Source organism: Nocardia sp. X0981 (assembly GCF_977089955.1).
On the sequence record NZ_OZ372435.1, the window covers coordinates 201,104 to 224,344 of the forward strand.

The following is a 23,241-nucleotide window of genomic DNA, read 5'->3' on the forward strand; positions in this document are numbered from 1 at the left end:
TGCCCGCCCGGCGGACTTCCGCGGCATCGGCGGGAGCAGGGCGAAGCCGGCCTGAACGCAGGCACGGGCGCCACCGGCCCCGTCGCCCGAGCAGCTGGTTCCGGTCGCCGAGCGCGACGACGCCGCACAGGGGAGAAGCCGCGCGCGGGCTGCGCCCCGATGCGCGCGACCGGGGCCGTGCGGTTAGTCTTCTTCCGTCGTTCGCGACCCGGCCGGGTTCGCCGGCGACGAGACGAGGATGTGTGGCGAGCACCCATGGCAGCCGGATTCGAACCGGTCCCGTCGAGCGCCTTCGGTGCCGCGGCCGACCGCGAACGGCCGAGCTGTTCGTGCGGCGTTGTTGCGCATTCTCCGGACGGTCCAGTTTCATGGTTCGGGGGTCCGTCTCGGGTCCGGAGCGAGGGAGCGCAGCGACCGAGCGACGGAGTGCAGAACCGGGACGCGGGTCCGGACCGCGCCGCCGCAGGCGGCACAACAGACACGGAGGCGGCGCATGTCGGCTGGGGGAAGTAAGAAGGCGATTCTCGCCGCGTTGACGGCGAATGCCGGGATCGCGGCGGCGAAATTCGTGGGCGCGGCGATCACCGGTTCGGCATCGATGCTGGCCGAAGGTGTGCACTCCGTTGCCGATACCGCCAATCAGGGCCTGCTGCTGTTCGGGCAGAACCGTGCCGCTCAGGAAGCCGACGAGCTGCATCCCTTCGGCTACGGGCGCAGCCGCTATTTCTATTCCTTCGTGGTGGCGCTGGTGCTGTTCACCCTCGGCTCGGTGTACGCCCTGTACGAGGGTATCCACAAGATCCAGCATCCCGAGGAGCTCAGCTCACCGCTCGTCGCGATCGTCATCCTCGTGGTCGCCATCGCGCTCGAGACGTACAGCTTCACCACCGCCTACAAGGAGTCCAAGCCGCTGAAGGGCCGCGCGAGCTGGTGGCAGTTCATTCGCACTTCGCGCAGCCCGGAACTACCGGTGGTACTGCTGGAAGATACCGGCGCACTGGTCGGCCTGATCCTCGCGCTGGGCGGTGTCGGACTCACCATGCTCACCGGCGACCCGGTCTGGGACGGTGTGGGCACCCTGGCCATCGGCGCGTTGCTCGGTGTTATCGCCGTTATCCTGATCGTCGAGATGCACAGCCTGCTGATCGGCGAGGGCGCGACCGCGACGGAGGACCAGGCGATCCGCGAGAGCCTGGTGGACGGAACGACGATCGAGCGTCTCATCCATATCAAGACCCAGTACATCGGCCCCGAGGAGCTGCTGGTGGCAGCGAAGGTCGCGGTGGCGCCCGGACTGGATATCGCCCGGATCGCGGCGGGTATCGACGCGGCGGAGAGCCGGGTGCGCGCGGCCGTGCCGTCGGCGCGCATCATCTACCTGGAGCCCGACCTCTATCGCGAAACCGCCGCCTCCACCTAACGGAGCGCCTTCGCCCCGGGATTCCCGGCCAGCAGCCGGTACGGGTCGGCGTGGCTTCCGAAAACGGTGCGCAACGCATGCTCGGCGGCATGCAGCCCGGACATCCCGTGCACCCCGCCGCCCGGCGGGGTGGCCGACGAGCACAGGTAGACACCCGGCAACCCGGTGCCGTACGGGTTCCAGCGGGGTACCGGACGGAACACGGTCTGCCGCAGGGTCATCGCGCCGGCCGCGATATCCCCGCCCACATAGTTCGAGTTGTACGCGGGCAGCTCCGCGGCAGTACATACGTGTTTCGCGAGGATCAGGTCCCGGAATCCCGGGGCGAATCGCTCTATCTGCGCGATGATCAGCTCGCTGATATCGCGGTCCGAACCGTGCGGCACATGGGCATAGGTGTACAGGGTGTGCCGCCCCGCGGGAGCGCGCGTGGGGTCGACGACACCGGGCTGTATCACCAGGGTGTAAGGACGATCGGGTAGTACACCCGCCGCGATGGCGTGTTCGGCGGCCAGTGCTTCGGCGCGGGTGCCGACCAGATGCAGCGTGCCGGCTTCGGCGCACCCCTCGGCCTGCCACGGCACCGGCCCGGACAGCGCGAAATCGACCTTGCAGGAGCCCGGCCCGTACCGGACGCGGGCGAGCCGGCGACGGTAGCCGGCAGGCAGCCGCTCCCCGGCGATCCGCAACAGTTCGGCCGGAGAGGTGTCGCACAGGATCGCCCGGGCCGCCCCGAATTCGGCCAGCGAATCCACCCGGTGCCCGGTGATCACCCGCCCGCCGCGATACCGCAGTTCGTCGGCCAAGGCGTCCACGATCGCCTGACTGCCACCACGCGGTACAGGCCAGCCTCCGGCATGCGCGAGAGTGGCCAGGAGCAGCCCGGCGCCCACGGCGGGCAACGCGCGCGGCGGAATGACGGCATGGGTGGCGACACCGGTGAAGAGAGCCGGGGCGGCCGACCCGGTGAAGCGGGTGTTCCACAGTGGAGAACCCTGCTCCAGCATCCGCAGACCGAACCGGATCGTGGCCGGAGATATCGGTATATGCCGCATATCGGACATCGCGGTATCCACCACGCCGGACCAATCGCGAACCAGGGGCTCGAACAACCTCCGCCATGCCCGGCCGTCCCGGCCCAGCCCGTCGACGGTACGGTCCAGATCCCGCCAGGCCACCCCCGCCGTACCCCCGTCCAGGGGATGGGCATAGGACGCGGTGGGCGTCAGCAACTCCACCCCGTGCGCCTGCAGATCGAAAGCCCGGAAGAACGGCGAGGCCAACGCCATCGGATGCGCGCCGGCGCAGATATCGTGCCGGAACCCGGGCAGGGTGACCTCCGCGGTCCGGCAACCGCCGCCCACCGTCTCTCCCGCCTCGTACACCTCGACCTCGAGTCCCGCACCGGCCAGTATCACCGCCGCCGCGAGACCGTTGGGCCCGGACCCCACCACCACGACATCAGCCATGAGCTCAATGGTATTGGCGCCGGCCCCGGCGTCACGGGCTCGAGCTGGTTTTATTTCTCGACGTCGGCGGACACCGCCGGACGAACCCGGCGCCCGGTGTGGACCGGCAGGTGTTCGTAGCCGTGCAGGGTGAACAGCGGGCGACGGGTGGGTGCGGCGGTGCGGCGCAGGTCCGGGAAGGTTTCGAAAAGGGCGCGCAGAGCGTGGGTCGCTTCCATCCGGGCGAGACCGGCGCCGAGGCATACGTGGATACCGCTGCTGAAACCCAGGTGGTCCTTGGCGTTCTCCCTGGTGATGTCGAAACGCGCCGGATCGGGAAAAACCGCGGGATCACGATTCGCGCCGGCCAGTGAGAGGACCACGGTGGAGCCTTCGCGCACTCGGTGGCCGGCGATGTCCAGATCGGTACGTGCGGTGCGGGCGGTGGTCTGTACCGGCGGATCGATACGCAGGATCTCCTCGACCGCGTTGGGCCACAGTTCCGGTTCGGCGCGCAGCCGGGCGAGTTGATCCGGGTGGTCGAGCAGCCGGACGACCCCCTTGCCGATGAGGTTCACCGTCGTTTCGAAACCGGCCCCCATCAGCAGGGTGGCGGAGGCGCACAGTTCGTGGGTGGACAGATCGCCCGCGGTGACCAGGCTGCTGAGGATATCGTCGCCGGGTTCGGCGCGCAGCCGCTCGATATGTTCCAGAAGATAGCGGTGCACGCTCTCCGAGGATTCCATGGCCCGCTGGTGGAGCCGCCAGGAGATGCCGAGGTCCAGGAGCGGGCTGATATCGTCGCCCCAGCGCAGGAACATTTCCCGGTCCGCGTCGGGGAAACCGAGCATTTCCGAGATGATGGCGATCGGCACCTGCGCGGCGAAACCACCGATGAGGTCGGCGGGGCCGTCGTCGGGCAGCGCCCGCAGGAGTTCGTCGGTGACGGTGACGATACGGTCGCGCAGCCGGGCCACGGCGCGGGGAGTGAACGCGGAGGCGACGGGTTTACGCATCCGCGCGTGTTCGGGCTCATCGATCATCAGCATGGAGGGCGGGTCGACCGGGTTCGGCGGCAGCGGCAGCCGCTCCACGGCCCGGCGCACGGGAGCGGGCAGGCGGAGCACCGTGGGCATGCCGACACCGAAACGGTTGTCGCGCAATATTTCTCGACACAAGGCATGATCGAAGGTGGCCCATACCGGCGCGATCCGGTGTAGCCCCCCGTCGCCGCGCAACTCCTCGATCAGCGCATAGGGGTTCTCGATACCCTCCGGACTGCCGTTGAGCCGCGCGAAGGCGTCCCCCTGGCGTAGCCGGATCTGTTTACCCAGCCGGAGGAGACCGTGGTTGTTGACCCATCGATACACGTACTGCGGTTTCATCACACCACTCCGTCGTCGTGCCGGCACCTTGTCTCGACGCTACGGGCCCCGCGGCGTGCGCGGAACCTGCCGGAGTCGGAATCCCGCCCCCTACCGTGGTAGGAGACGGCGGATCACAGTACGTGAGTGACCCGTTCGGTCTGCACCCGCCGATCTCGCTGCCCCGGATCGGGATTGGCCACCTGCACCAGCGACGCACCGGCCCCGAGCACCGCGATATAGCGGTCGATCAGTTCGTCGGCGGTATCCCAGCTGCCCTGGGACAGAACCCGGTCGGATTCGGAAATTCCCTGCCGTGCGGCCGATTTCCGGGCCGCGATGAGCACCTCGGCCACCGACATACCCTCCAGCGCGGCCCCGGTGCCGCCGGGCAGGAACTGGTCCCCGTGCACCCGGACCGCCGTCGCGTAGTCGGTGACGCCCAGAGGCAGATCCCGTACAGGGCCACCCATGGGATCCAGGGAGAGTGCGGCGACCTCGGCGGCGTCTTCGGTTTCGGCCAGCCGTTCCGCGGCGGCGAAGACCAACTCCGCATCGGGGTCGGCGTGCAGTACCACCTCGGTACCGGCCCACCAGCAGCCGAGCAGGACCGCGGCCGTCTGCCAGTGCGCGGGCAGGAGTACCGCGACGCGGGCACCCGGCGTGAGGCCGAACTCGTCGCGGACCAGATTGGCGGTTTTGGCCGCCCAATTGGCCAGGGTGAGCCCGGAGAGTTCGATCCGGGCGCCGACCGCGTCGTCGTACCAGGTGACGCGGGGTGCCGCGGGTTCGCGCTCCAGGATCGGCTCGAGTACCGCTTCGGGAAGGGTCGTGGCCTGGTCTATGTCACGCATCGTCTGCTTTCGCGCTCAATTCACACAGGTGGGTCCGTCTTCGGCCGCCGCGATGGGCGGTGCGGGCGGCACCGGAGTGGCCGATGTCGACGTATCGCCGAAATCGAGCACGCTCTCGCTACCGGATCCGGGGCCAGCGTAGTCGCTCGCCAGCACCACACTCACCGTTCCCGCCGCGACCGACGAGTCGGAGACGACGGGAAGCCCACCGAGCGCGGCCGCCACCGCCCGCGCGCCCGGATCCGAGCTCGAGGCAGCGAGCACCTGACTTTCGGAGACCGGCCCATCCGAATAGTTACCCACGTCCCCGGTGATGTAACCGAACGCGGCGAGTTCCTGGGCGACCGAATTGGCCAGGCCCGTGATCAGGCTGGAGTTGTAGACGGCCACTTCCACGAGTCCGGGATCGATATCCGGCACCGCTGTGGTGACGGTGGTCTCGGGAGCGGGCGGTTGCGCACCGACCAGTGCGGCCACGTACTCCCGCACCTCGTCCGGATCCACCCGGACCACCGATTCCCCGTTCGATGTGGTGCCGTTGAGGTCGGCGACCGGGATCGTTTCGAAGGTGACCTCGCCGGCGGCCAGATCCTGAAGCTGGTTCAGGAAGGCCAGCAGATCCCAGCCCTCGTCGAGCACGATGGTGCGGCCGACGGCGTCGCTGAGTTCGCGCAGCCGGCTCGGGTTGCTCAGCGTGTCGGCGCTGATCACCTGGTGCACCAACTGGGCCATGAACACCTGCTGGCGCACGATACGGTCCAGATCACCGCGTTCCAGGTTGTGCCGCTGCCGCACGAAGCTCAACGCCCGGGGGCCGTCCAGTTTCTGCCGTCCGGCCGGGAAATAGGCGCCGGACAGCGGCTCGTCGACCGGATGGCGCAGGCAGACGTCGACGCCACCGACCGCGTCGGTGAGCAGCACGAAGCCGAGCAGACCGACCTCGGCGTAGTGGTCGACGGTTATCCCGGTGAGCCCGGCCACCGCCCCGATCAGGGCCTGCCGGCCGCGCTGGGTGGACTGCTGTTCGGCTTCCTCGAGATCTGTTCCCGCCGCGAGTAGTTCGCCCATTTCGGTCTGCTTGGTGACACCGTACGCGGAATTGATCTTCCCCTTACCCATCCCCGGAATATCGACATAGGCGTCCCGGGGAATGGAGATGGCCGTGGCCGACCGGCCGTCGTTGGGCACCCGCACCAGCACGATGGTGTCGGTATTGGTGCCGATCTCGTCGCCGGCGTGCAGTATGGCGCGTTCGGCCTCGCTGAGCGGGTTGCCCTTGGCGTCGGTGCGCGAATCGACACCCACCAGCAGGATGTCCACCGCACCGTCGCGATGCCCGCCCAGGCCCAGATCGCCGATCCGTTCGATATTCGACACCAGCGAATCCACACCGCGCCAGGCGAACCCGGTCGCCACCAGCACAATGAGAGCGACCGACGCGACGAACACCCGCATCGGCCGCCACACCGTCGGCTCCCCACGCTGTGCCACCTTGAACATCCTCTCCCCGTACGGATCGGTCGAGGACCCCGACCCACTGTGCGTATGTCGTCGACTACCTCCGCACCACGCAGGCTAACCAACAGCGGCCCGGGTGACCCCGATTCGGTTGTCCGACGGCGTGCCAGACTGTGCCGGTGAACGCCGCACCGCCCGATCTCGCCGACCGTCTGCTCGTCACCGGGGCCGGGGGGCAACTCGGCCGGGAACTGGTCCGGCTGGTCCCCGGCATCCGCGCCGTCGACCGGTCCGGCCTCGACATCACCGACCGATCGGCCGTGGAATCGGTGATCCGCCCGGGAGATATCGTCGTCAATTGTGCCGCCTACACCGCGGTCGACCGGGCCGAATCCGAGCCCGAGGCGGCCTTCGCGGTGAATGCCACCGGGCCGGCGGTCCTGGCCGCGGTCTGTGCGCGGGCCGGCGCCCGGCTGATCCATGTCTCCACCGACTACGTGTTCCCCGGCACCGGCACCGACCCCTACGAACCGGGCGACCCCACCGGACCCGCCACCGTCTACGGCCGCTCCAAACTCGCCGGCGAGCTCGCCGTACACGAACACCTCCCGCAGGCCCGGATCGTTCGCACAGCCTGGGTGTACAACGGCGCCGACGGTGATTTCGTCGCCACCATGCGCCGCTTGGAGCGGGAACGCGACACCGTCACCGTGGTGACCGATCAGATCGGTTCCCCCACCTATGCCGCCGATCTCGCCGCCGGACTACTCGAACTGGCCGCCCTCCCCCATGCGCCGGCACTGCTGCACGCCACCAATTCGGGCAGCGCCAGCTGGTTCGATCTGGCGCGTGCGGTGTTCACGGGTATCGGCGCCGATCCGGAACGGGTGCGCCCCTGCACCACCGCGGAATTTCCCCGGCCCGCGCCCCGGCCCGCCTTCTCGGTTCTGTCCGGCACGGCCTGGCGGCGAGCCGGACTGACCCCGTTGCGCCCCTGGGAATCCGCGCTGACCGAAGCACTGGTCCGGGCGGCCTACTAGGGTGGGGCGCTGTGAGCGCTTCCGATACCCCGGATCAACCGCATGACCGCGCACGTCTGGCCGTGGTCACGGTCACCTATTCGCCGGGCGAACACCTCGAGCATTTCATCAGCACCCTGGCCACCGCCACCGCGGAGAAACCACAGGTGATCCTGGCCGACAACGGATCGACCGACGGTGTTCCGGAGCTGGTCGCCGAGGCCAACGCCCATGTGCGGTTCCTACCGACCGGCGGCAACATCGGCTACGGCGGCGCCATCAACCGCGCCGTCGCCGAACTCGACCCCGACCTCGAATACGTGGTGATCGCCAACCCGGATATCCGCTGGGGCAGCAATTCCATCGACATCATGCTCGAAGCCGCCCGGCGGTGGCCCCGCGCCGGGGCGATCGGCCCCCTCGTCCGCGAACCGGACGGCAGCGTCTATCCGTCGGCGCGCTCGGTCCCCGGCCTGCTCGACGGTGCCGGTCACGCGCTGCTCGGCGCGATCTGGAAGAGCAATCCGTGGACGCGCCGCTACCGCCAGGAGAACGAGGAGATCTCCGAGCGCACCGTGGGCTGGTTGTCCGGGTCGTGCCTGCTGGTGCGGCGGGAGGCGTTCGATTCGATCGACGGTTTCGATTCGCGCTACTTCATGTACATGGAGGACGTCGACTTCGGCGACCGGATGGGCCGGGCCGGCTGGCACAACGTCTTCGTCCCCGAGGCCGAGGTCACCCACGCCAAGGGGCACGCCGCCGGGCGCAACCCGGAGAAGATGCTCCCGGCCCATCACGCCAGCGCCTACCGTTTCCAGGCCGATCGGCATCCGCACTGGTGGCAGGCCCCGTTGCGGCTGGCACTGCGGGCCGGACTTGCGGTGCGCTGCCGGATTGCGGTTCGATCCGCACTGCGCGCACGGGATCGGGAACAAGCCGGATAGCGCTACGCCGGTACCGTACCGGGTCGATGATCGGATGGAACAAGGGAGCTCCATGGCAGCACAAGCAGACACGGACGCGGTGATCCTGGTCGGTGGGAAGGGAACGCGGCTGCGGCCGCTGACCCTCTCGGCGCCCAAACCGATGTTGCCGACAGCGGGGGTGCCCTTCCTGACCCATCTGCTGACCCGGATCGCGAGCGCCGGCCTCACCCACGTGGTGCTGGGGACCTCCTACAAGGCCGAGGTGTTCGAGGAGCACTTCGGCGACGGGGCCGAACTGGGCCTGGAAATCGAGTACGTCACCGAGACCGAACCGCTGGGCACCGGCGGCGGCATCCGCAATGTGCTGCCCCGGCTGCGCGCGGACAACGTCATGGTGTTCAACGGTGACGTCCTCGGCGGCACCGATCTGCGGGCCGTTCTGGAAACGCATGAAACCACCCGGGCCGATGTGACCCTGCACCTGGTGCGGGTCAGCGATCCCCGGGCCTTCGGCTGTGTCCCCACCGACGACGAGGGCCGGGTGACCGCGTTCCTGGAGAAGACCCAGGACCCGCCGACCGATCAGATCAATGCCGGCTGCTACGTGTTCCGGCGGGAATACATCGAGAAGATCCCGTCCGGGCGGCCGGTCTCGGTGGAACGCGAGGTGTTCCCCGCGCTGCTGACCGAGGGCGCCCGGGTACAGGGGCATGTCGACACCTCGTACTGGCGGGATATGGGCACCCCCGAGGACTTCGTCCGCGGCTCCGCCGACCTGGTGCGCGGGATCGCCCCCTCCCCCGCCCTGCCGGGGCAGCGCGGGGAGGCCCTGATCCACGAGGGCGCCGGTGTGGCGCCCGGGGCGCTCCTGATCGGCGGCACCGTGGTCGGCCGTGGCGCCGAGGTCGGCGCCGGTGCTCGCCTGGACGGCGCCATCCTCTTCGACGGTGCCAAAGTGGAGGCCGGCGCCACGGTGGAACGCTCGATCGTGGGCTTCGGTGCCCGCATCGGCCCCCGCGCCCTGGTCCGTGACGGTGTCATCGGCGACGGCGCCGGTGTGGGCGCCCGCTGCGAACTCCTGCGTGGTGCCCGGGTATGGCCGGGGGTACAGATCCCCGACGGCGGTATCCGCTTCTCCACCGACGTATAGCGCGGCTCAAGCGAATCCCACGGCCCGCTCCCCCCATGCGGTGAGCAGCTCCCCCTCCGGGTCCGGGACCACCCGGTCGATCGCATCGATCAGCAGCGTATCCCGGGATTCGGGGTGGTAGGGGGGCCAGTGTTTGGACCCGTCGAGCGCGGCCGGCACCCCGTGCTCGGCGAAGGCCAGCCAGCGGCGCATCATCCGGCCGGAGATCTCCATCGCCTGACGGCGGCCACCGAGCCAGAAGGTGGGATCGTGGTCGAAGGTCCCGAAGTTGCCGAAGACGTAGGGCAGTTCGGTGGCGTGCCCCGCGCCGACCCGCGCGGCGCGCAACATGGGGGTCGCGTGGTCGAAGCGGTACATCCAGGTGCGGGAATGCTGGGCGTGGCCGTCGGCGACCCAGAGCGCGGGCATCCGGAACGCGGCGTCGGTGGACATGGCCAGCGCACCGCGCGGTTTGGCCAGGTCCGGATACACCGCGGTGATCTCCGCGATACGTTCCGCCGAGAGGTCCGGGTGCCCGGCCTGCACCTGCTCGAGCATGGTGTTCACCGCTTCGGGGGTCACCGGCATGATCGGTGAACGGAACAGGCGGAACAGCGAGGCCTCGTCCTTGTTCGTACCGATGATCAGCGGTACCCGGTGGGAGCGGCCGTCCCGGAAGCGGTCGGCGGGATAGCCGGGGAGCAGATCTTCGTCCACCACCGGCGCCGCGGCCAAGGTGCCGGGTGCCCGGCCCGGAACCTCGTCGATCAGTACGGCGGCGGCTTTTACGATCCGCTCGATCGGGCATTCGAGGAGTTCACCGATCCGGGCCCGGGGCAGATCCACCAGTTCCCGGAACCGTTCGGCCACCCCGGCCGCGCGTTCGCGGCCGTAGACGGCCGTCGCGGGCGGGCTCTGCGCGATGGCACGCTGGAACAGGCCGGCGGCGCGCGGCGCGGTGAGCAGCGCGGTCACACAACCGGCACCGGAGGACTCCCCGAACAGGGTTACGTTGCCGGGGTCACCACCGAAGCCGGCGATATTGTCCCGTACCCATTCGAGGGCGGCGAGCTGGTCGAGGAGACCGAGGTTGGGAACGAACTCGTCGGACAGCGACGACAGGTCGAGGAAACCGAGCGCCCCCACCCGGTAGTTCACCGTCACCACCACCACGTCCCCGGTGAGCGCGAGGCTGGTGCCGTCGTAGACCGCCTGGGCAGCCGAGCCCAGGCAGTACGCGCCGCCGTGCAGCCACACCATCACCGGCCGCGGTTCGTCGGTGGTGGCGGCCGGGGCCCACACATTGAGCCACAGACAGTCCTCACCCATGTCCAGGGTGCGGTCGAGGGGCACCGTGTTGTCCATGTCCTGCGGGGCGATCTGCCCGAAGGTCACACAATCGCGGATACCGTCCCAGGGTTGCGGCGGACGCGGCGGGCGGAACCGCCGGGGTCCGGCGGGGGCAGCGGCATACGGGATCCCCCGCCACACCGAGACGGCCCCTTCCCGGGTGCCGCGGACCGCACCGGACTCGGTCCGTGCCACCGGGGCGGATCCATCCACCCCAGGCGTCACCTCGAAGCACTGGACGTTCATCACAGACCTCCTCTACCTGTGAATTCGAGGGTACGGGCGAAGTGGTTACAGTTCGGTTCCAGAAATATCGCGTTGTCCGCGAATACGCCGTACGAAACGCCCGTACAATTCCGCTGTGCCGAGTTATGAGTTCCGCTGCCGCAGTTGCGGCGATACTTTCGAGGTCAACCGTCCCATGGCGCAGGCATCGGATCCGGCGCTCTGCCCGAGCGGCCACGACGATACGGTGAAACTGCTCACCACCTTCGCCGCGACCGGCCAGGCCGGGGCGCCGGCGGTTCCGGCTCCCCCCGCGGCCGGTGGCGGCTGCTGCGGTGGCGGCTGCTGCGCCTGAGGACCCGCGGCCGGGAAACGGCGCGGCTACTCCGCGTCTTCCCGGTCGATATGGCCGAGATCCCGGGCCGGGGCGATCCGGTCGCGGACGCGTTGTTTGAGCACGGCGATCTCCGGGAAGCCGCCATCGGTCTTACGCTCCCATACCTGCACATCGTCCACGGTGATACGGAAGACCCCACCTTCGCCCGGGATCAGCGCGACCTCGCCGATATCGGTACCGAAGGTGCTCAACAGCTCCTGGGCCATCCAGCTCGCACGGAGCAGCCAGCGGCACCGGATGCAGTATTCGATGGCGATACGCGGCATGCGGTGCACCCTACCGGGGGCCGGCGGGACGGGCCCGGCGCCCGCCGCGCGGCCCGGGCGACCGCCGGTCAGTCCCCGATATCGCCGTCCAGGTAGCACCACGCCCCCTCGGCCCGGGTGAAACGGCTGATCTCGTGGAGCCGGCCGCGCCCGGCGGGGTCCCGGTAATGCGCGGTGAACTCGACGGTGCCGGTCCGGTCGAAGGGACCACCCGCCGTCGTGTGCTGGACCTCCAGGAAAAGCCAGCGGCGGTCGGGGTCGAGTTCCAGGTCGGCGGGGCGGGTCGCCGGATGCCAGGAACGCAGCAGATAGCCGGCATCGCCGACGGCGAAGGCGGTGTAACGCGACCGCATGAGTGCCTCCGCGCTCGGCGCCGGACGACCGGCCAGCAGTGGGCCACAGCACGCGCCGAAGGTATCGCCACGGCGGCAGGGGCACGGTTTCGTCTCGTCCACGCCTCCGATTCTGCGCCCGGCGACTCCGGTATCAACGGCGCACCCCCGCCAGTTCCGTGGCTATCCGCGCGGTGTCGTCGCGCCAGCGGAGCAGTTCGGTGACGCCGGGAGCCAGTTCGTAATCATGGTGGTGCGTGGCGTGGGAGAGCGCGGTCCACAGGGCCGCGATACGCGCGGCGGTGGCGGGATCGGTGACCACGCGCAGGGCCAGCAACTGGGCGCGCATCGGGCAGCGGACGAGATCGGGCTCGGTGCGGGACCACAGTTCGTCCACCGACTGTTCCAGTGCGATCCGCAGGATCCACGCGGTGGCCCGGGACCAGACGCCGTCGGCGGCGGGTACGGAGCCGTCCAGCAGGCGATCCACCACCGCGAGCCGCTCGGCGACGGTGGGCCGGGGCCCGGCGGCCTCCGCCCCGCGTGGACGCCGGTTCGCGGCACCCCGGCGGCCGGTCCGGTGGCCGCTCATCCGGCCAGCCAATCGACGAAGCGTTCGGTGTCGGTGATCAGATCGGCGAGGTCGCGGGCGATCGGGATATGGGCACCCGCGGTGGCGTCGCGGACGACATCGACGGCCCAGCGGCCCTCCTTGGCCAGTTGTTTGTTCAGATCCTCGATCCGGTGCCCGGGGCCGAGCACCGCGAGCGTCACCATGGCTCGGGTGGACTGCGCGGTGTCGATACGCCGCTGCACTTCACGATGATCCATATCACCGGCGAGCAGATCCCGTTTGGCCCGGGCCAAACTGGCCGCTTCGAGCGCGGACCGGCAGCAGGTGGCGACCAGTTCGTCGGCGATGGCGCGGGGCAGCTGCGGGGTGCGCAGCAGCGCGCGGGCGTCGTCGAGGTAGCGGCGCACCGGGTCGCTGGAGAGCCGGACCTCCACCACCGAGCGTTCCCGCCGCCGCACCTCCAGGATGCGAGCATCGATCTGCATCCGGCGCACCGCCTCGGCGAGGCGATCGTCATGGGTGAACACCACGACCTGCCGATCCCAGGCCACGGTCGCCAGCACTCGGGCCAGGCCGTCGACCTTGGCCGGATCCATGGCCTGGACCGGGTCGTCGATCACGACGAAGCGGAACGGGCTCGCGGGGACAGTGGCCCGCGGCAGGAACAGCGCCAGGCCCAGCGCGTGCAGTTCGCCCTGGCTCATCACCCCCAGCGCGGCGCCGTCCACCTCGTCCACGGTGACCTCGAGCTGGACCCGGCGGGCGGTGTTCGCGTTGCCCTGCAATCGGATTCCACCCAGTTCGACGCTGCTCTGCTGGCGCAGGCTCTGCCATACCCATCGGGCCGTCCCGGCCAGCGGCGCCATCCGCTCGTCGCGCACCTGCGCGGTGGCGGTTTTCAGCCAGTCTTCGGCGGTGCGCACGGTGTGTAGTTCGGTGGCATGTTCGTCGACATCGCGGGCGAGCTCCACCCAGGCACGCAGTCGCGGCACGAACGGTGCCCACATCTCGTCGAGCCGGTCGAGTTCCTTGGCGGCGCGTTGCTGGACGAACGCCAGCTCCGTGGACAAGCGGTCGTAGACGGCGCGTATCCGGTCCGGTAGATCGGCCGCGGCGGCCGATTCGGGCAGCGTCACCCACCGGGACCAGACCTCGCGCAGGGCAGCGGTTTCCAGGTAGGCGAGTTCTTCGGCGGCGGCCAGCGCCCCGGGAAGTTCTCCCGTCAGTACTCGCAGTTCGGACAGTCCAGCGGTGTGTTCGGCCCGGGCCGCCGCCAGGCCGGCCGTCCGCGTGGAGAGGTCGTCGATGGCCGTTTCCGTCTCGCGCAGCCAATGCGCGTCGAGCCCGGTACGACCGCAGACCGGACACGGGTAGCGGGCGGTATCCGCGCCGGGTTCCGGCCGCGGCCCGGCCCCGGCGGCCGGGCCCTGTCCGTCCGGTTGCCGAACCGGATCCGCGCCGGAGACCTGCGCGCCGACGTGGGCGTGGGCGGCGCGCAGGAGTTCGAGGACGCGCAGATCGGCGGCCGCCTCGGGCGAGGCCGCGAGCGCGGCGCGGGCCGCGGCGAGCCGGTCGGCCAGCGCCGCGACCCGGCCCGCGGCGGGCAGTTCCAGGGCGAGCAGGGCCCGCAGGGCGGCCGGTTCCGGGCCCGCGGCCGTATCGCCGGCCAGGCTCTCCAGTGCGGCGAGGTCGGGCGTGAGCGCACGGAGCAGCCGCTCGGCGTGTGCGGCACGGTGGTCGGGGACACCGGCGAGTTCGGTTCGCAGGGCCTGGCGTTCCCGCCGGGCGGTCCGGGCGGCGCGCTCCATCTCCAGCCGACGGTCCCGGATCTGCTCGTGCGCGGCGATCAGTTCCTCCAGGCCCAGCAGCTGATGCAGCGCGTCGAACAGTTCGCTCGGCTTACCGTCGACCAGGGCACCGAGTTCGCTGTAGGACAAGAACGGCCGGTACAGCTCCATGGGGACCGCCCAGTCGCCGCTGGGGAACGCGGCGGGAGGCTCCGTACCACGCCGCTGAGTCCATCGTCCGCCGGACAGCGGCTCCTCCGCTGCCCATTCGCGAGTGATGCGCAGCGCCGATTCCGAGCCGTCGGTGCGCAATTCGAGCTCGAGCCGAACCGGGCCGGCGCGGTGCAGGTTGCGCCAGCCTTCCCGCCAGGCGGCCGAACGTCCGTCCCAGCGGCGGTTTCCCCCGGTGAGCGCCAGTTCCGCGGCTTCGGCGAAACTCGATTTACCGCTGCCGTTGCGGCCGGTCACCAGGGTGAGCCCGGGGCCCGGGGGAAGCTCGAGTACGGTTTCGGGCCCGATACCGCGGAACCCCTGGACGCGGATGGCCCGCAGGAATATTCCGTCGAGGCCGAACTCCGATATCGCTGCGTTCTTTCCGGACGGGTTCAGGGCCGCGCGTACCACCGCGGCGACCTCTGGGGGGATATCCGGATCCGCGCTGATCCGATGCGCGAGCAACGCGCCGGGCCGTACGGGTGCCGCATCGGAATCGTCACGCCCAGAATTCACGAAACTTCTCCACCCCTCGAGACCACCCGCGTATGACGGCCCCCATCTGTGGTCGTACGGTCGAAAGCTGGGCGAAACGCTACCCGATGGCGGCCGATCCGGACAGTGCCGCCGTGTGAATCCGTCCGGGACGGTCGATCCCGAATGCGCTACACGCCATCACGGCAGCGCACGCGGTAACGCGAGAGCCGAACTTACCCGCGGGGATGGGATCTGGTCATCGACCTCGCCGGCCGGACGCCGATGGCCACCCCTCGCCAACCCCGTCGGGCAGCTCGTTGGTGTGTCACCCTTCAGGGGGTGGCTCGGCCTGGCCGAACAGGACAGGATGCCAGAGCTGTTCCGATCACGCAAGGTCAACGGCGGCCGCTTGATGCCGAATAGGGCTCGGCAGCAACCTTTTCCAGCGCTTTCGCTGTCACGTTGTGATTCTGTCGGTGCGGTGCGATAGAAATCTCGCGACCGAGAAACGGGGGCACGATGACCGAACGAAACGGAACCACCGGATGACGCAACGGTGGACCGGAAACCAGGTGGCAGCACTCGCACCGGATGCGAGTTCGCTCACCGCCGCACGCAAGCTCACCGGGAAATGGACCGACTCCGGCTGGTCCGGCACCGCGCTGTGGGGATTGTGCAAGGGCAGCGGGAAGACTCCGTACCAGACGATCGTCGATCTGGGTGGTCCCGCGTTCCGCTGCTCCTGCCCGAGCCGGAAGTTCCCCTGTAAACACGCACTCTCGCTGCTGATGAACTGGTCCGCCGGCACGGTTGCCGAAACCGGTGAAACCGCCGATTTCGCCGCCGAGTGGATCGGGCGCCGGGCGGAGAAGGCGAGCGCGCCGAAGAAACCGCGTACCGAGAATCCGGCGACCACCGAGCAGCGGCAGCACCGGGTCGCGGCGGGGTTGTCCGAGCTCGACACCTGGCTGGCCGATCAGGTCCGCACAGGATTGGCCCAGACGGATCGCTCGTACGCCGCGTTCGAAGCGGTCGCCGCCCGGATGGTGGACGCACAGGCGCCGGGGGTGGCCGCCGCGCTGCGCCGGTTGCCGGCGATGTCGACCGGGCAGGCCGGCTGGCCCGAGGCTGTACTGGGCCGATTCGCCTGGCTACACCTGCTGGCGGTCGCGCATACGAAGCTGGATACGCTGCCCGCCCCCATGGCCGCAACGGTCCGCGCTCATATCGGCTACCCGGTCCCGGCCGAGTCGGTACACGGTGAGCCGGCCGTACACGATCGCTGGCTGACGGTTGCTGTGCGCACGGCCGAGGAGGACCGGTTGCACACCCGGCGCACCTGGTTGTACGGGTTGCGCACCGGCCGCTGGGCACTGATCCTGGACCACTCGCACGGTGCGCCTTCCTTTCCCTCTCATCTGCCGCCGCTCGGCCTGGCGCGGGAGACCGCCTTGCACTACTACCCCGGCGCGCTCGCGTTGCGTGCGGTGGTCGGCCACGGCGCGGACACCGCCGCCGCGGCACAGACACCCGCCCCCGACGAATTCACCGCCGCGCCCGGCACCGTGGCCGACGCGCTGACCGGCTTCGCCGCGGCGGCCGCCGCCGACCCGTGGCTGGAGTCCTGGCCGGTACTGCTCCACGGCGTAACGCCGGTACACGACGGTTCCGACTGGTGGCTGGCCGAATCCGACGGAACGGCGCTGCCCCTGGCGACCCCCGCGCAACCATGGCGCCTGCTGGCGCTCTCCGGAGGCCGGCCGGTCACCGTTTTCGGCACCTGGAGCGGACGGCGGCTGGAGGCGATCTCCGTACTGGCGGCAGCGGAATTCCATGATGTGGGTCCGGTCGCCGGCACCGCGCACCCGGCGGTCGCCGCCACTCCGGAGACCGCGTCGGCGGCACTGCTGGGTACGGCGCGGGGGGTCGTGGCACTGCCGGGACTGCCCGGTCCGGTCGCCACGGCCGCCGCGGCACTGGGCGATCGTGATGCCGCGTATCGGCTGCTGGAAACCGCCGCTATGGAAACAGCCTGGTCGCGGGGTGGCTGTCTACCGAGCCGAGTGGAGGTACCGGCGGATCCGGCCGCCGACGATCCGCGGCCGGTGCTCCCCCGCGCGGCGGCCGACCGGCTGGCCCTGCTGATCGAAACACGACCCGAGTTCCTGCCGGAATGGTTCGCCGCGGCACGGCCGCACGATTACCGCGCGCCGGACCGGCTGGTGGGGCAGCTTCTCCGGTTCGCCTCGAACGACAAGGAATCACGGGAACCGATTCTGCGGCTGGCGGGGGCCCGGGGCCGCTGGCTGGCCGGGCAGATGCCCCAATGGCACGGCCTGGTCCGGCGCGATACCACCGAACCGGAACCCAGCGCGGAAACATGGCGGCTGGGCCTGCCGCCGGAACGTCTCCAGTGGCTGAGAGCGCTGCGCCGCCGGGACACCACCGCGGCCCGGGAGGCGCTGGCGCAGGCGTGGCCGCGGGAATCCGGTACACCGAAAGCCGAGTTGCTGGCGGTACTGGCCGACGGCCTGGGTCCCGGCGACGAGGAATTGCTCGAGCGGGCACTGAGCGATCGGCGCGGGGACGTCCGACGTACAGCGGCGGAACTCCTGGCCCGGCTGCCCGGTTCGGCTTTCGCCGACCGGATGGCCACCCGCGCCGCCACCTGGGTGAAATGCGTGGACGACGACCCGCGGCAGCCGCCCGAACTGGCCGTCGGCATACCGGAAACACTCGACGAGGCGGCGCTACGCGACGGTTTCGGTGACAGCACGACGGAATTCGGCTATCGCTGGAACGGGCAGCCCGACCATACCGCGACCCGGTTACGGAAACTGGCCGCTGCGCTGCCGCCGGGCTACTGGGCCGATCGTCTCGGCTCCCCGGAACGGGCCGTCGCGGCCCGGGTCGAGGATAGATTCCGGCAGCCGCTGTTCGACGGCTGGATGGACGCCGCCCTGGCACAGCGCGACAGTGTATGGGCACAGGCGCTGTTCGCCGAGGGGATGCCGTCGAACCTGGCGATCCTGCGCCGGCCGGAACTGTTCGCGCTGATCCCGCCCGCCGGACAGGTGCGGCATCTGCTGCGGCTGGACACCTCCTGGCTGTCCGAACTGGAATCCCTGCTGGCCGGAGTGGCTCGCCCCTGGCCGGCGGAACTCGCGCGGCATCTGCTGCACCTGGTGGAGGAACGAGCGCGAACCGCGGCCCGGCGGCGCGGCGCGCCGGGGACATATCCGAGTGCCCACCGTTCGCTACTGCACACCATCGCACTCCATCTCCCACCCGAATACGCGAGCGAGGTCTCCGCACTGGCCCGTCGCTGTGAAGCCGAAGACTGGGCCGCCGCGATCGAGCTGCTCGCCCACGACCTCATCCAACGATCCGCGATGCTCGAGGAGCTCAAGTGACCACCATCGAAACCGAACCCGCCCGGCAACTGCTGCGCCCCCACGCCGAACAGGCATTCGCCGGCGAATTGCGGGCTCTCGCCGCCGCGGACGACCGGCCGCGCCCGCCCTCCTGGGCCATGTCGCCCTGGGCGGTGGTGACCTATCTGATGGGTGCCACCCTGGCCGACGGCACGGTGATCACCCCGAAATACGTGGGCCCGCGCCGGCTCATGGAGGTCGCGGTCGCCACCTTGGCCACCGATCGCGCACTACTGCTGCTCGGTATGCCGGGAACCGCCAAAACCTGGGTTTCCGAACATCTCTCGGCCGCCATCAGCGGCTCCTCCACCCTGCTGGTGCAGGGCACCTCGGGCACCGCCGAGGAGGCGATCCGCTACGGCTGGAACTATGCCCGGCTGCTCGCCGAGGGGCCCAGCGACGGCGCGCTGGTGCCCTCGCCGATCCTCACCGCCATGCGTTCCGGCGCGATCGCCCGGCTCGAGGAACTCACGCGCATCCCGTCGGATGTGCAGGATGCCCTGATCACCATTCTGTCCGAGAAGACCCTGCCCGTCCCGGAACTCGGGATCGAGATCCAGGCCGCCAAGGGTTTCAATCTCATCGCCACCGCCAACGACCGCGACCGCGGCGTGAACGATCTGTCCTCGGCGCTGCGCCGCCGGTTCAACACCGTCGTACTGCCCCTCCCCGGCAGCGAGGCCGACGAGATCGATATCGTCACCCGCCGGGTCGAACAACTGGGCTCGGCGCTGGAACTGCCCGAGGTCCCGGCCGCGGCCGAGGAGGTGCGCCGGGTCGTCCGGATATTCCGCGAGTTGCGCGGCGGTATCACCGCGGACGGCCGTACCAAGCTCAAATCGCCCTCGGGCACGCTGTCCACCGCCGAGGCCATCTCCGTGATCACCAACGGTATGGCGCTGTCGGCGCATTTCGGTGACGGTGTGCTGCGGGCTTCCGATATCGCGGGTGCGGTGATCGGGTCGGTGATCAAGGACCCGGTCGCCGATTCGGTGGTGTGGACCGAATACCTGGAGGCCGTGGTCCGGGAACGGCCGGAATGGTCCGATTTCTACCGGGCCTGCCGGGAGATCAACGGATGAGCGCCGCCACCGCGGACGATTCCGGTACGACCCGGATCTACGGTATCCGGCACCACGGGCCCGGTTCGGCCCGATCGCTACGCCTGGCGCTGGAGGAGTTCCGTCCCGATACCGTGCTGATCGAGGGTCCGGCGGACGCGGACCCGCTGGTGGTGCATACGGCCGCCGAGACGATGACCCCGCCCGTCGCCCTGCTCGGTTATATCGCCGATGAACCGGCGCGGGCCGCGTTCTGGCCGTATGCGGTGTTCTCCCCCGAATGGCAGGCGCTGCGGTACGCGGTCGGCAACGGCGTCCCGGTGCGGTTCTGCGATCTGCCCGCCGGCCACGTGCTGGCGATGGACGACAACGACCGCGGTGGTGACCCGCTCGGCGAACTCGCCGCGGCGGGCGGTTACGACGACCCGGAGCGCTGGTGGGACGCGGTGGTCGAATCCACGTCCGATACCGGCACCTTCGCGGCGATCACCGAGGCCATGACCGCGCTGCGGGAGAGCGCGGTGGTGGAAGCGGACGACACCGGAGATTCCGGGCCGGGCACCTCGGCCGCCGCGGACACCGATCCGGTGGACTCCGCTCCGGAACACGACACCGGGGAACAGGGTCGGCCCCGGCCGCTGGTGCTCGACCGGCACACGCTCGTCCGGGAAGCATATATGCGCCAGGTCCTGCGCAAAGCGCGTAGAGACGGTGCGCGCCGGATCGCCGTGGTCTGCGGTGCGTGGCACGCGCCCGCCCTGCAGGAGCCGTTGGGGCCCGCGGCCGCCGATCTGCGCCTGTTGAAGGGTCTACCCAAGGTGAAGGCCGCGCTCACCTGGGTGCCCTGGACCCATTCCCGGCTCGCCGCGGCGTCCGGGTACGGGGCGGGAGTCACCTCCCCCGGCTGGTACCACCATCTCTTCACCGAGACCCAGCGGCCCGTCACCGCCTGGCTGACCAGAGCCGCCGGTGTACTGCGGGCACACGATCTGCCGGTGTCCAGCGCCCATGTCATCGAGGCCGTCCGGCTGGCCGAAACCCTCGCCGCGCTGCGGACCCGTCCGCTGGCGGGGCTCTCCGAGGTCACCGAGGCCACCCGGGCCGTGCTGTGCGAAGGCGACGAAACCATGCTGCGGCTGGTCGACGACGAACTCGTCGTGGGTGAGGCGCTCGGCACGGTTCCCGCCGAGGCGCCGACCGTACCGCTGGAAGCCGATCTGCGCGCTCAGCTGCGTACGCTGCGGATGAAACAGGAAGCGCTGGCGCGCACCCTGGACCTGGACCTGCGCAAAGAGCGGGATATCGCGAAATCCCAGCTGCTGCACCGGTTGCGACTGCTGGGCGTGCCCTGGGGTTCACCGGCCACCGGGGCGGTGCGGTCCACCGGTACCTTCCGGGAGAGCTGGGAACTGCGCTGGCAGCCGGAATTCGCGGTCCGGGTGATCGAGGCGGCCCGCTGGGGCACCACCGTGCGCGCCGCGGCCGAGGCGAAGATCCTCGATATCGCCGCCCAGCCGGACAGCGGGGTCACCCAGCTCACCGATGCGCTGGAATTCGCGCTGCTCGCCGACCTGCCGGGCGCCTTGGACGGGTTGATCGAACGTCTGGGTTCGGCCGCGGCGGTCGACCACGATACGACTCATCTGCTGGCCGCGCTGCCCGGTCTGCTGCGCACCCTGCGCTACGGGGATGTCCGGGGGACCGATACCTCCGCCCTGGTCCATGTGGCCGACAGCATGCTGGTCCGTATCTGTGCCGGACTACCGGCCGCGGTCACCGGGCTGGGCGACGATACCGCGGCGGCGCTGCGCGACCAGCTCGAAACCGTCACCACGGCCGTACACACACGTGATCACACCGAATCCACCGAGATGTGGCTGCGGGCGTTGACACGGCTGGCCGACCGCCCGGATGTACACGGCGTGCTGGTGGGCCGGGCGGTACGGCTGCTGTGTGATGCGGGCCGCTTCGATGCCGAGGAGGCGGCGCGGCGGCTGGCCGCGGCGCTGTCGATCGGGCATACCGCCGCCGCCAAGGCCGCCTGGATCGACGGTTTCGTCGGAGGCCGGGGCCTGGTACTGGTGCACGACCGGGCCCTGCTGACCCTTCTCGACGGCTGGCTGGCCGGTCTGACCGACGACCAGTTCCTCGATGTGGTCCCGCTGCTGCGCCGGACGTTCGGCGCCTTCGAATCCGGTGAACGGCGCGCGATCGGGGAAGCGGTACGCGACGGCCGCCCGGCCGCGACCGCCGCCGCCGCGACCGGCGCCGATACCGAGCGCGGCGCTCTCGTACTGCGTACCGTCACCGACCTCCTGGGAGTGCCCGTATGAACACCACCGCACCGCAATCCGTTCCGGAGGAGGCCCGGCTGCGCCGCTGGCGGCTGGTCCTCGGTTCGGCCGCGGAGCCCTCGCTCGGTGCGCTCACCGGTGCCGATGACAACGCCTGCGACAAAGCTCTCGGCGCGCTCTACGACAGCGGCGGCCGGGACGGCGGGGAGCGGTCCGGCGGCCTCGGCGGCTCGGCGCCCCGGGTCGCGCGATGGCTCGGCGATATCCGCACATATTTCCCCTCCACGGTGGTCGAGGTCATGCAGCGCGACGCGGTCGAGCGGCTGAACCTCACCCAGCTGCTGCTGGAGCCCGAACTGATGGAGGCGGTGGAACCCGATGTACATCTGGTCGGCACCCTGCTCAGCTTGAACCGGGTGATACCGGAGACCACGAAGGCGACCGCCCGGATGGTGGTCACCAAGGTGGTGAAGGAGATCGAGGAACGTATCGCCAACCGCACCGTCGCCGCCGTCAGCGGAGCGCTGAACCGGGCCGCGCGGACCTCACGGCCCAAACCTCGCGATATCGATTTCGACCGCACCATCCGTAAGAATCTCGCCAATTACCTGCCGGAGCGGCGCACCATCGTCGCCGAGCGGCTGGTGGGTTACGGCCGGCGCGCCCAAGCCGTGCAGCGGGATGTGATCCTGGCCATCGATCAATCCGGGTCCATGGCCTCCAGCGTGGTCTATTCATCGGTGTTCGGTGCGGTGCTGGCATCCATGCGGTCCCTGCGGACCTCGCTGGTGGTCTTCGATACCGAGGTCGTGGACCTCACCGAGAAATTGGCGGATCCGGTCGATGTGCTGTTCGGCACCCAGCTCGGCGGCGGCACCTACATCAACCGGGCCATCGCGTACTGCCAATCGCTCATCACCCGGCCCACGGATACGTTGTTCTTCCTGATCTCCGACCTCTACGAGGGCGGAGTCCGGGAGGAGATGCTGCGCCGGGTCAACGCCATGAAGGAGTCAGGGGTGCAGGTGGTGGTGCTGTTGGCCCTCTCGGACGACGGCGCTCCCTCCTACGATCGCGGGAACGCCGCCGCCCTGGCCGCGCTCGGCGTTCCCGCGTTCGCCTGTACCCCGGACCGGTTCCCGGATCTGCTGGCCCAGGCGCTGGATCGGAGCGATCTCCGGCACTGGGCCGGCGATCAGCACTGACCCGTACG

General features: G+C 70.0%; 18 protein-coding genes. 9 read left to right on the forward strand and 9 right to left on the reverse strand.

The annotated features are described in order from the left end of the window. Positions 1-493 precede the first annotated feature (493 nt). Entirely contained in the window at positions 494-1,420 is a 927-nt protein-coding gene (locus ACYR7D_RS00945) for a cation diffusion facilitator family transporter (protein WP_459547738.1), read from the forward strand. Here ACYR7D_RS00945 and ACYR7D_RS00950 read toward each other — a convergent pair. From ACYR7D_RS00950 to ACYR7D_RS00965, 4 genes are all read right to left on the reverse strand, one after another. Then, complete coding sequence (locus ACYR7D_RS00950; protein WP_459547739.1) at positions 1,417-2,889, reverse strand: phytoene desaturase family protein; 1,473 nt, start codon at positions 2,887-2,889, stop codon at positions 1,417-1,419. The genes ACYR7D_RS00945 and ACYR7D_RS00950 overlap by 4 nt on opposite strands. A gap of 50 nt (positions 2,890-2,939) precedes the next feature. Next, positions 2,940-4,253, reverse strand: a complete 1,314-nt coding sequence (locus tag ACYR7D_RS00955) for a cytochrome P450 (protein WP_459547740.1) — start codon at positions 4,251-4,253, stop codon at positions 2,940-2,942. A 113-nt stretch (positions 4,254-4,366) separates the two neighbouring features. Further along, on the reverse strand, positions 4,367-5,086 hold the full coding sequence (locus ACYR7D_RS00960) for a TIGR03089 family protein (protein ID WP_459547741.1): 720 nt from the start codon (positions 5,084-5,086) through the stop codon (positions 4,367-4,369). Positions 5,087-5,101: 15 nt separating this feature from the next. Further along, positions 5,102-6,586: an LCP family protein gene (locus tag ACYR7D_RS00965; protein ID WP_459547742.1), complete on the reverse strand. Its 1,485-nt coding sequence runs from the start codon at positions 6,584-6,586 to the stop codon at positions 5,102-5,104. Positions 6,587-6,723: 137 nt separating this feature from the next. Here ACYR7D_RS00965 and rfbD point away from each other — a divergent pair, with 137 nt between their 5' ends. The 3 genes from rfbD to manB are packed head-to-tail and all read left to right on the forward strand — an operon-like array spanning position 6,724 to position 9,639. After that, positions 6,724-7,584, forward strand: coding sequence for a dTDP-4-dehydrorhamnose reductase (rfbD, locus tag ACYR7D_RS00970; protein WP_459547743.1), 861 nt, complete (start codon positions 6,724-6,726; stop codon positions 7,582-7,584). 11 nt (positions 7,585-7,595) lie between these two features. Then, positions 7,596-8,507, forward strand: a complete 912-nt coding sequence (locus ACYR7D_RS00975) for a glycosyltransferase family 2 protein (RefSeq protein WP_459547744.1) — start codon at positions 7,596-7,598, stop codon at positions 8,505-8,507. A gap of 52 nt (positions 8,508-8,559) precedes the next feature. After that, on the forward strand, positions 8,560-9,639 hold the full coding sequence (gene manB, locus ACYR7D_RS00980; RefSeq protein ID WP_459547745.1) for a mannose-1-phosphate guanylyltransferase: 1,080 nt from the start codon (positions 8,560-8,562) through the stop codon (positions 9,637-9,639). A gap of 6 nt (positions 9,640-9,645) precedes the next feature. On the opposite strand, the gene ACYR7D_RS00985 is transcribed toward manB, so the two are convergent. Then, positions 9,646-11,214 carry a carboxylesterase/lipase family protein gene (locus ACYR7D_RS00985; protein ID WP_459547746.1) on the reverse strand — a complete coding sequence of 523 codons (1,569 nt, stop codon included), beginning with the start codon at positions 11,212-11,214 and terminating at the stop codon, positions 9,646-9,648. Between the two features lie 115 nt (positions 11,215-11,329). On the opposite strand from ACYR7D_RS00985, the gene ACYR7D_RS00990 reads away from it, so the two are divergent. Continuing rightward, positions 11,330-11,548: an FmdB family zinc ribbon protein gene (locus ACYR7D_RS00990; RefSeq protein ID WP_459547747.1), complete on the forward strand. Its 219-nt coding sequence runs from the start codon at positions 11,330-11,332 to the stop codon at positions 11,546-11,548. Positions 11,549-11,574: 26 nt separating this feature from the next. Here ACYR7D_RS00990 and ACYR7D_RS00995 read toward each other — a convergent pair whose 3' ends face one another. The 4 genes from ACYR7D_RS00995 to ACYR7D_RS01010 all read right to left on the reverse strand — a co-directional run bounded on the left by ACYR7D_RS00995 (position 11,575) and on the right by ACYR7D_RS01010 (position 15,278). Continuing rightward, a complete protein-coding gene (locus ACYR7D_RS00995) occupies positions 11,575-11,856 on the reverse strand; it encodes an Rdx family protein (protein WP_459547748.1) in 282 nt (93 codons plus the stop codon). A 68-nt stretch (positions 11,857-11,924) separates the two neighbouring features. Beyond that, positions 11,925-12,311, reverse strand: coding sequence for a YchJ family protein (locus ACYR7D_RS01000; protein ID WP_459547749.1), 387 nt, complete (start codon positions 12,309-12,311; stop codon positions 11,925-11,927). A 31-nt stretch (positions 12,312-12,342) separates the two neighbouring features. Next, the gene (locus ACYR7D_RS01005) at positions 12,343-12,780 is read right to left on the reverse strand and encodes a hypothetical protein (RefSeq protein WP_459547750.1); all 438 of its coding nucleotides are present in this window, start codon (positions 12,778-12,780) and stop codon (positions 12,343-12,345) included. Beyond that, complete coding sequence (locus tag ACYR7D_RS01010; RefSeq protein ID WP_459547751.1) at positions 12,777-15,278, reverse strand: AAA family ATPase; 2,502 nt, start codon at positions 15,276-15,278, stop codon at positions 12,777-12,779. Before ACYR7D_RS01010 ends, ACYR7D_RS01005 begins: the two co-directional genes overlap by 4 nt. A 533-nt stretch (positions 15,279-15,811) precedes the next feature. On the opposite strand from ACYR7D_RS01010, the gene ACYR7D_RS01015 reads away from it, so the two are divergent. From ACYR7D_RS01015 to ACYR7D_RS01030, 4 genes are read left to right on the forward strand one after another with little or no spacing between them, the layout of a single operon-like run. Continuing rightward, positions 15,812-18,652: an SWIM zinc finger family protein gene (locus ACYR7D_RS01015; RefSeq protein WP_459547752.1), complete on the forward strand. Its 2,841-nt coding sequence runs from the start codon at positions 15,812-15,814 to the stop codon at positions 18,650-18,652. Beyond that, positions 18,649-19,755: an ATP-binding protein gene (locus ACYR7D_RS01020; protein WP_459547753.1), complete on the forward strand. Its 1,107-nt coding sequence runs from the start codon at positions 18,649-18,651 to the stop codon at positions 19,753-19,755. The genes ACYR7D_RS01015 and ACYR7D_RS01020 overlap by 4 nt, the downstream gene beginning before the upstream one ends. Then, on the forward strand, positions 19,752-22,067 hold the full coding sequence (locus ACYR7D_RS01025) for a DUF5682 family protein (protein WP_459547754.1): 2,316 nt from the start codon (positions 19,752-19,754) through the stop codon (positions 22,065-22,067). Before ACYR7D_RS01020 ends, ACYR7D_RS01025 begins: the two co-directional genes overlap by 4 nt. Then, positions 22,064-23,233, forward strand: coding sequence for a VWA domain-containing protein (locus tag ACYR7D_RS01030; RefSeq protein WP_459547755.1), 1,170 nt, complete (start codon positions 22,064-22,066; stop codon positions 23,231-23,233). The genes ACYR7D_RS01025 and ACYR7D_RS01030 overlap by 4 nt, the downstream gene beginning before the upstream one ends. Positions 23,234-23,241 lie beyond the last annotated feature (8 nt).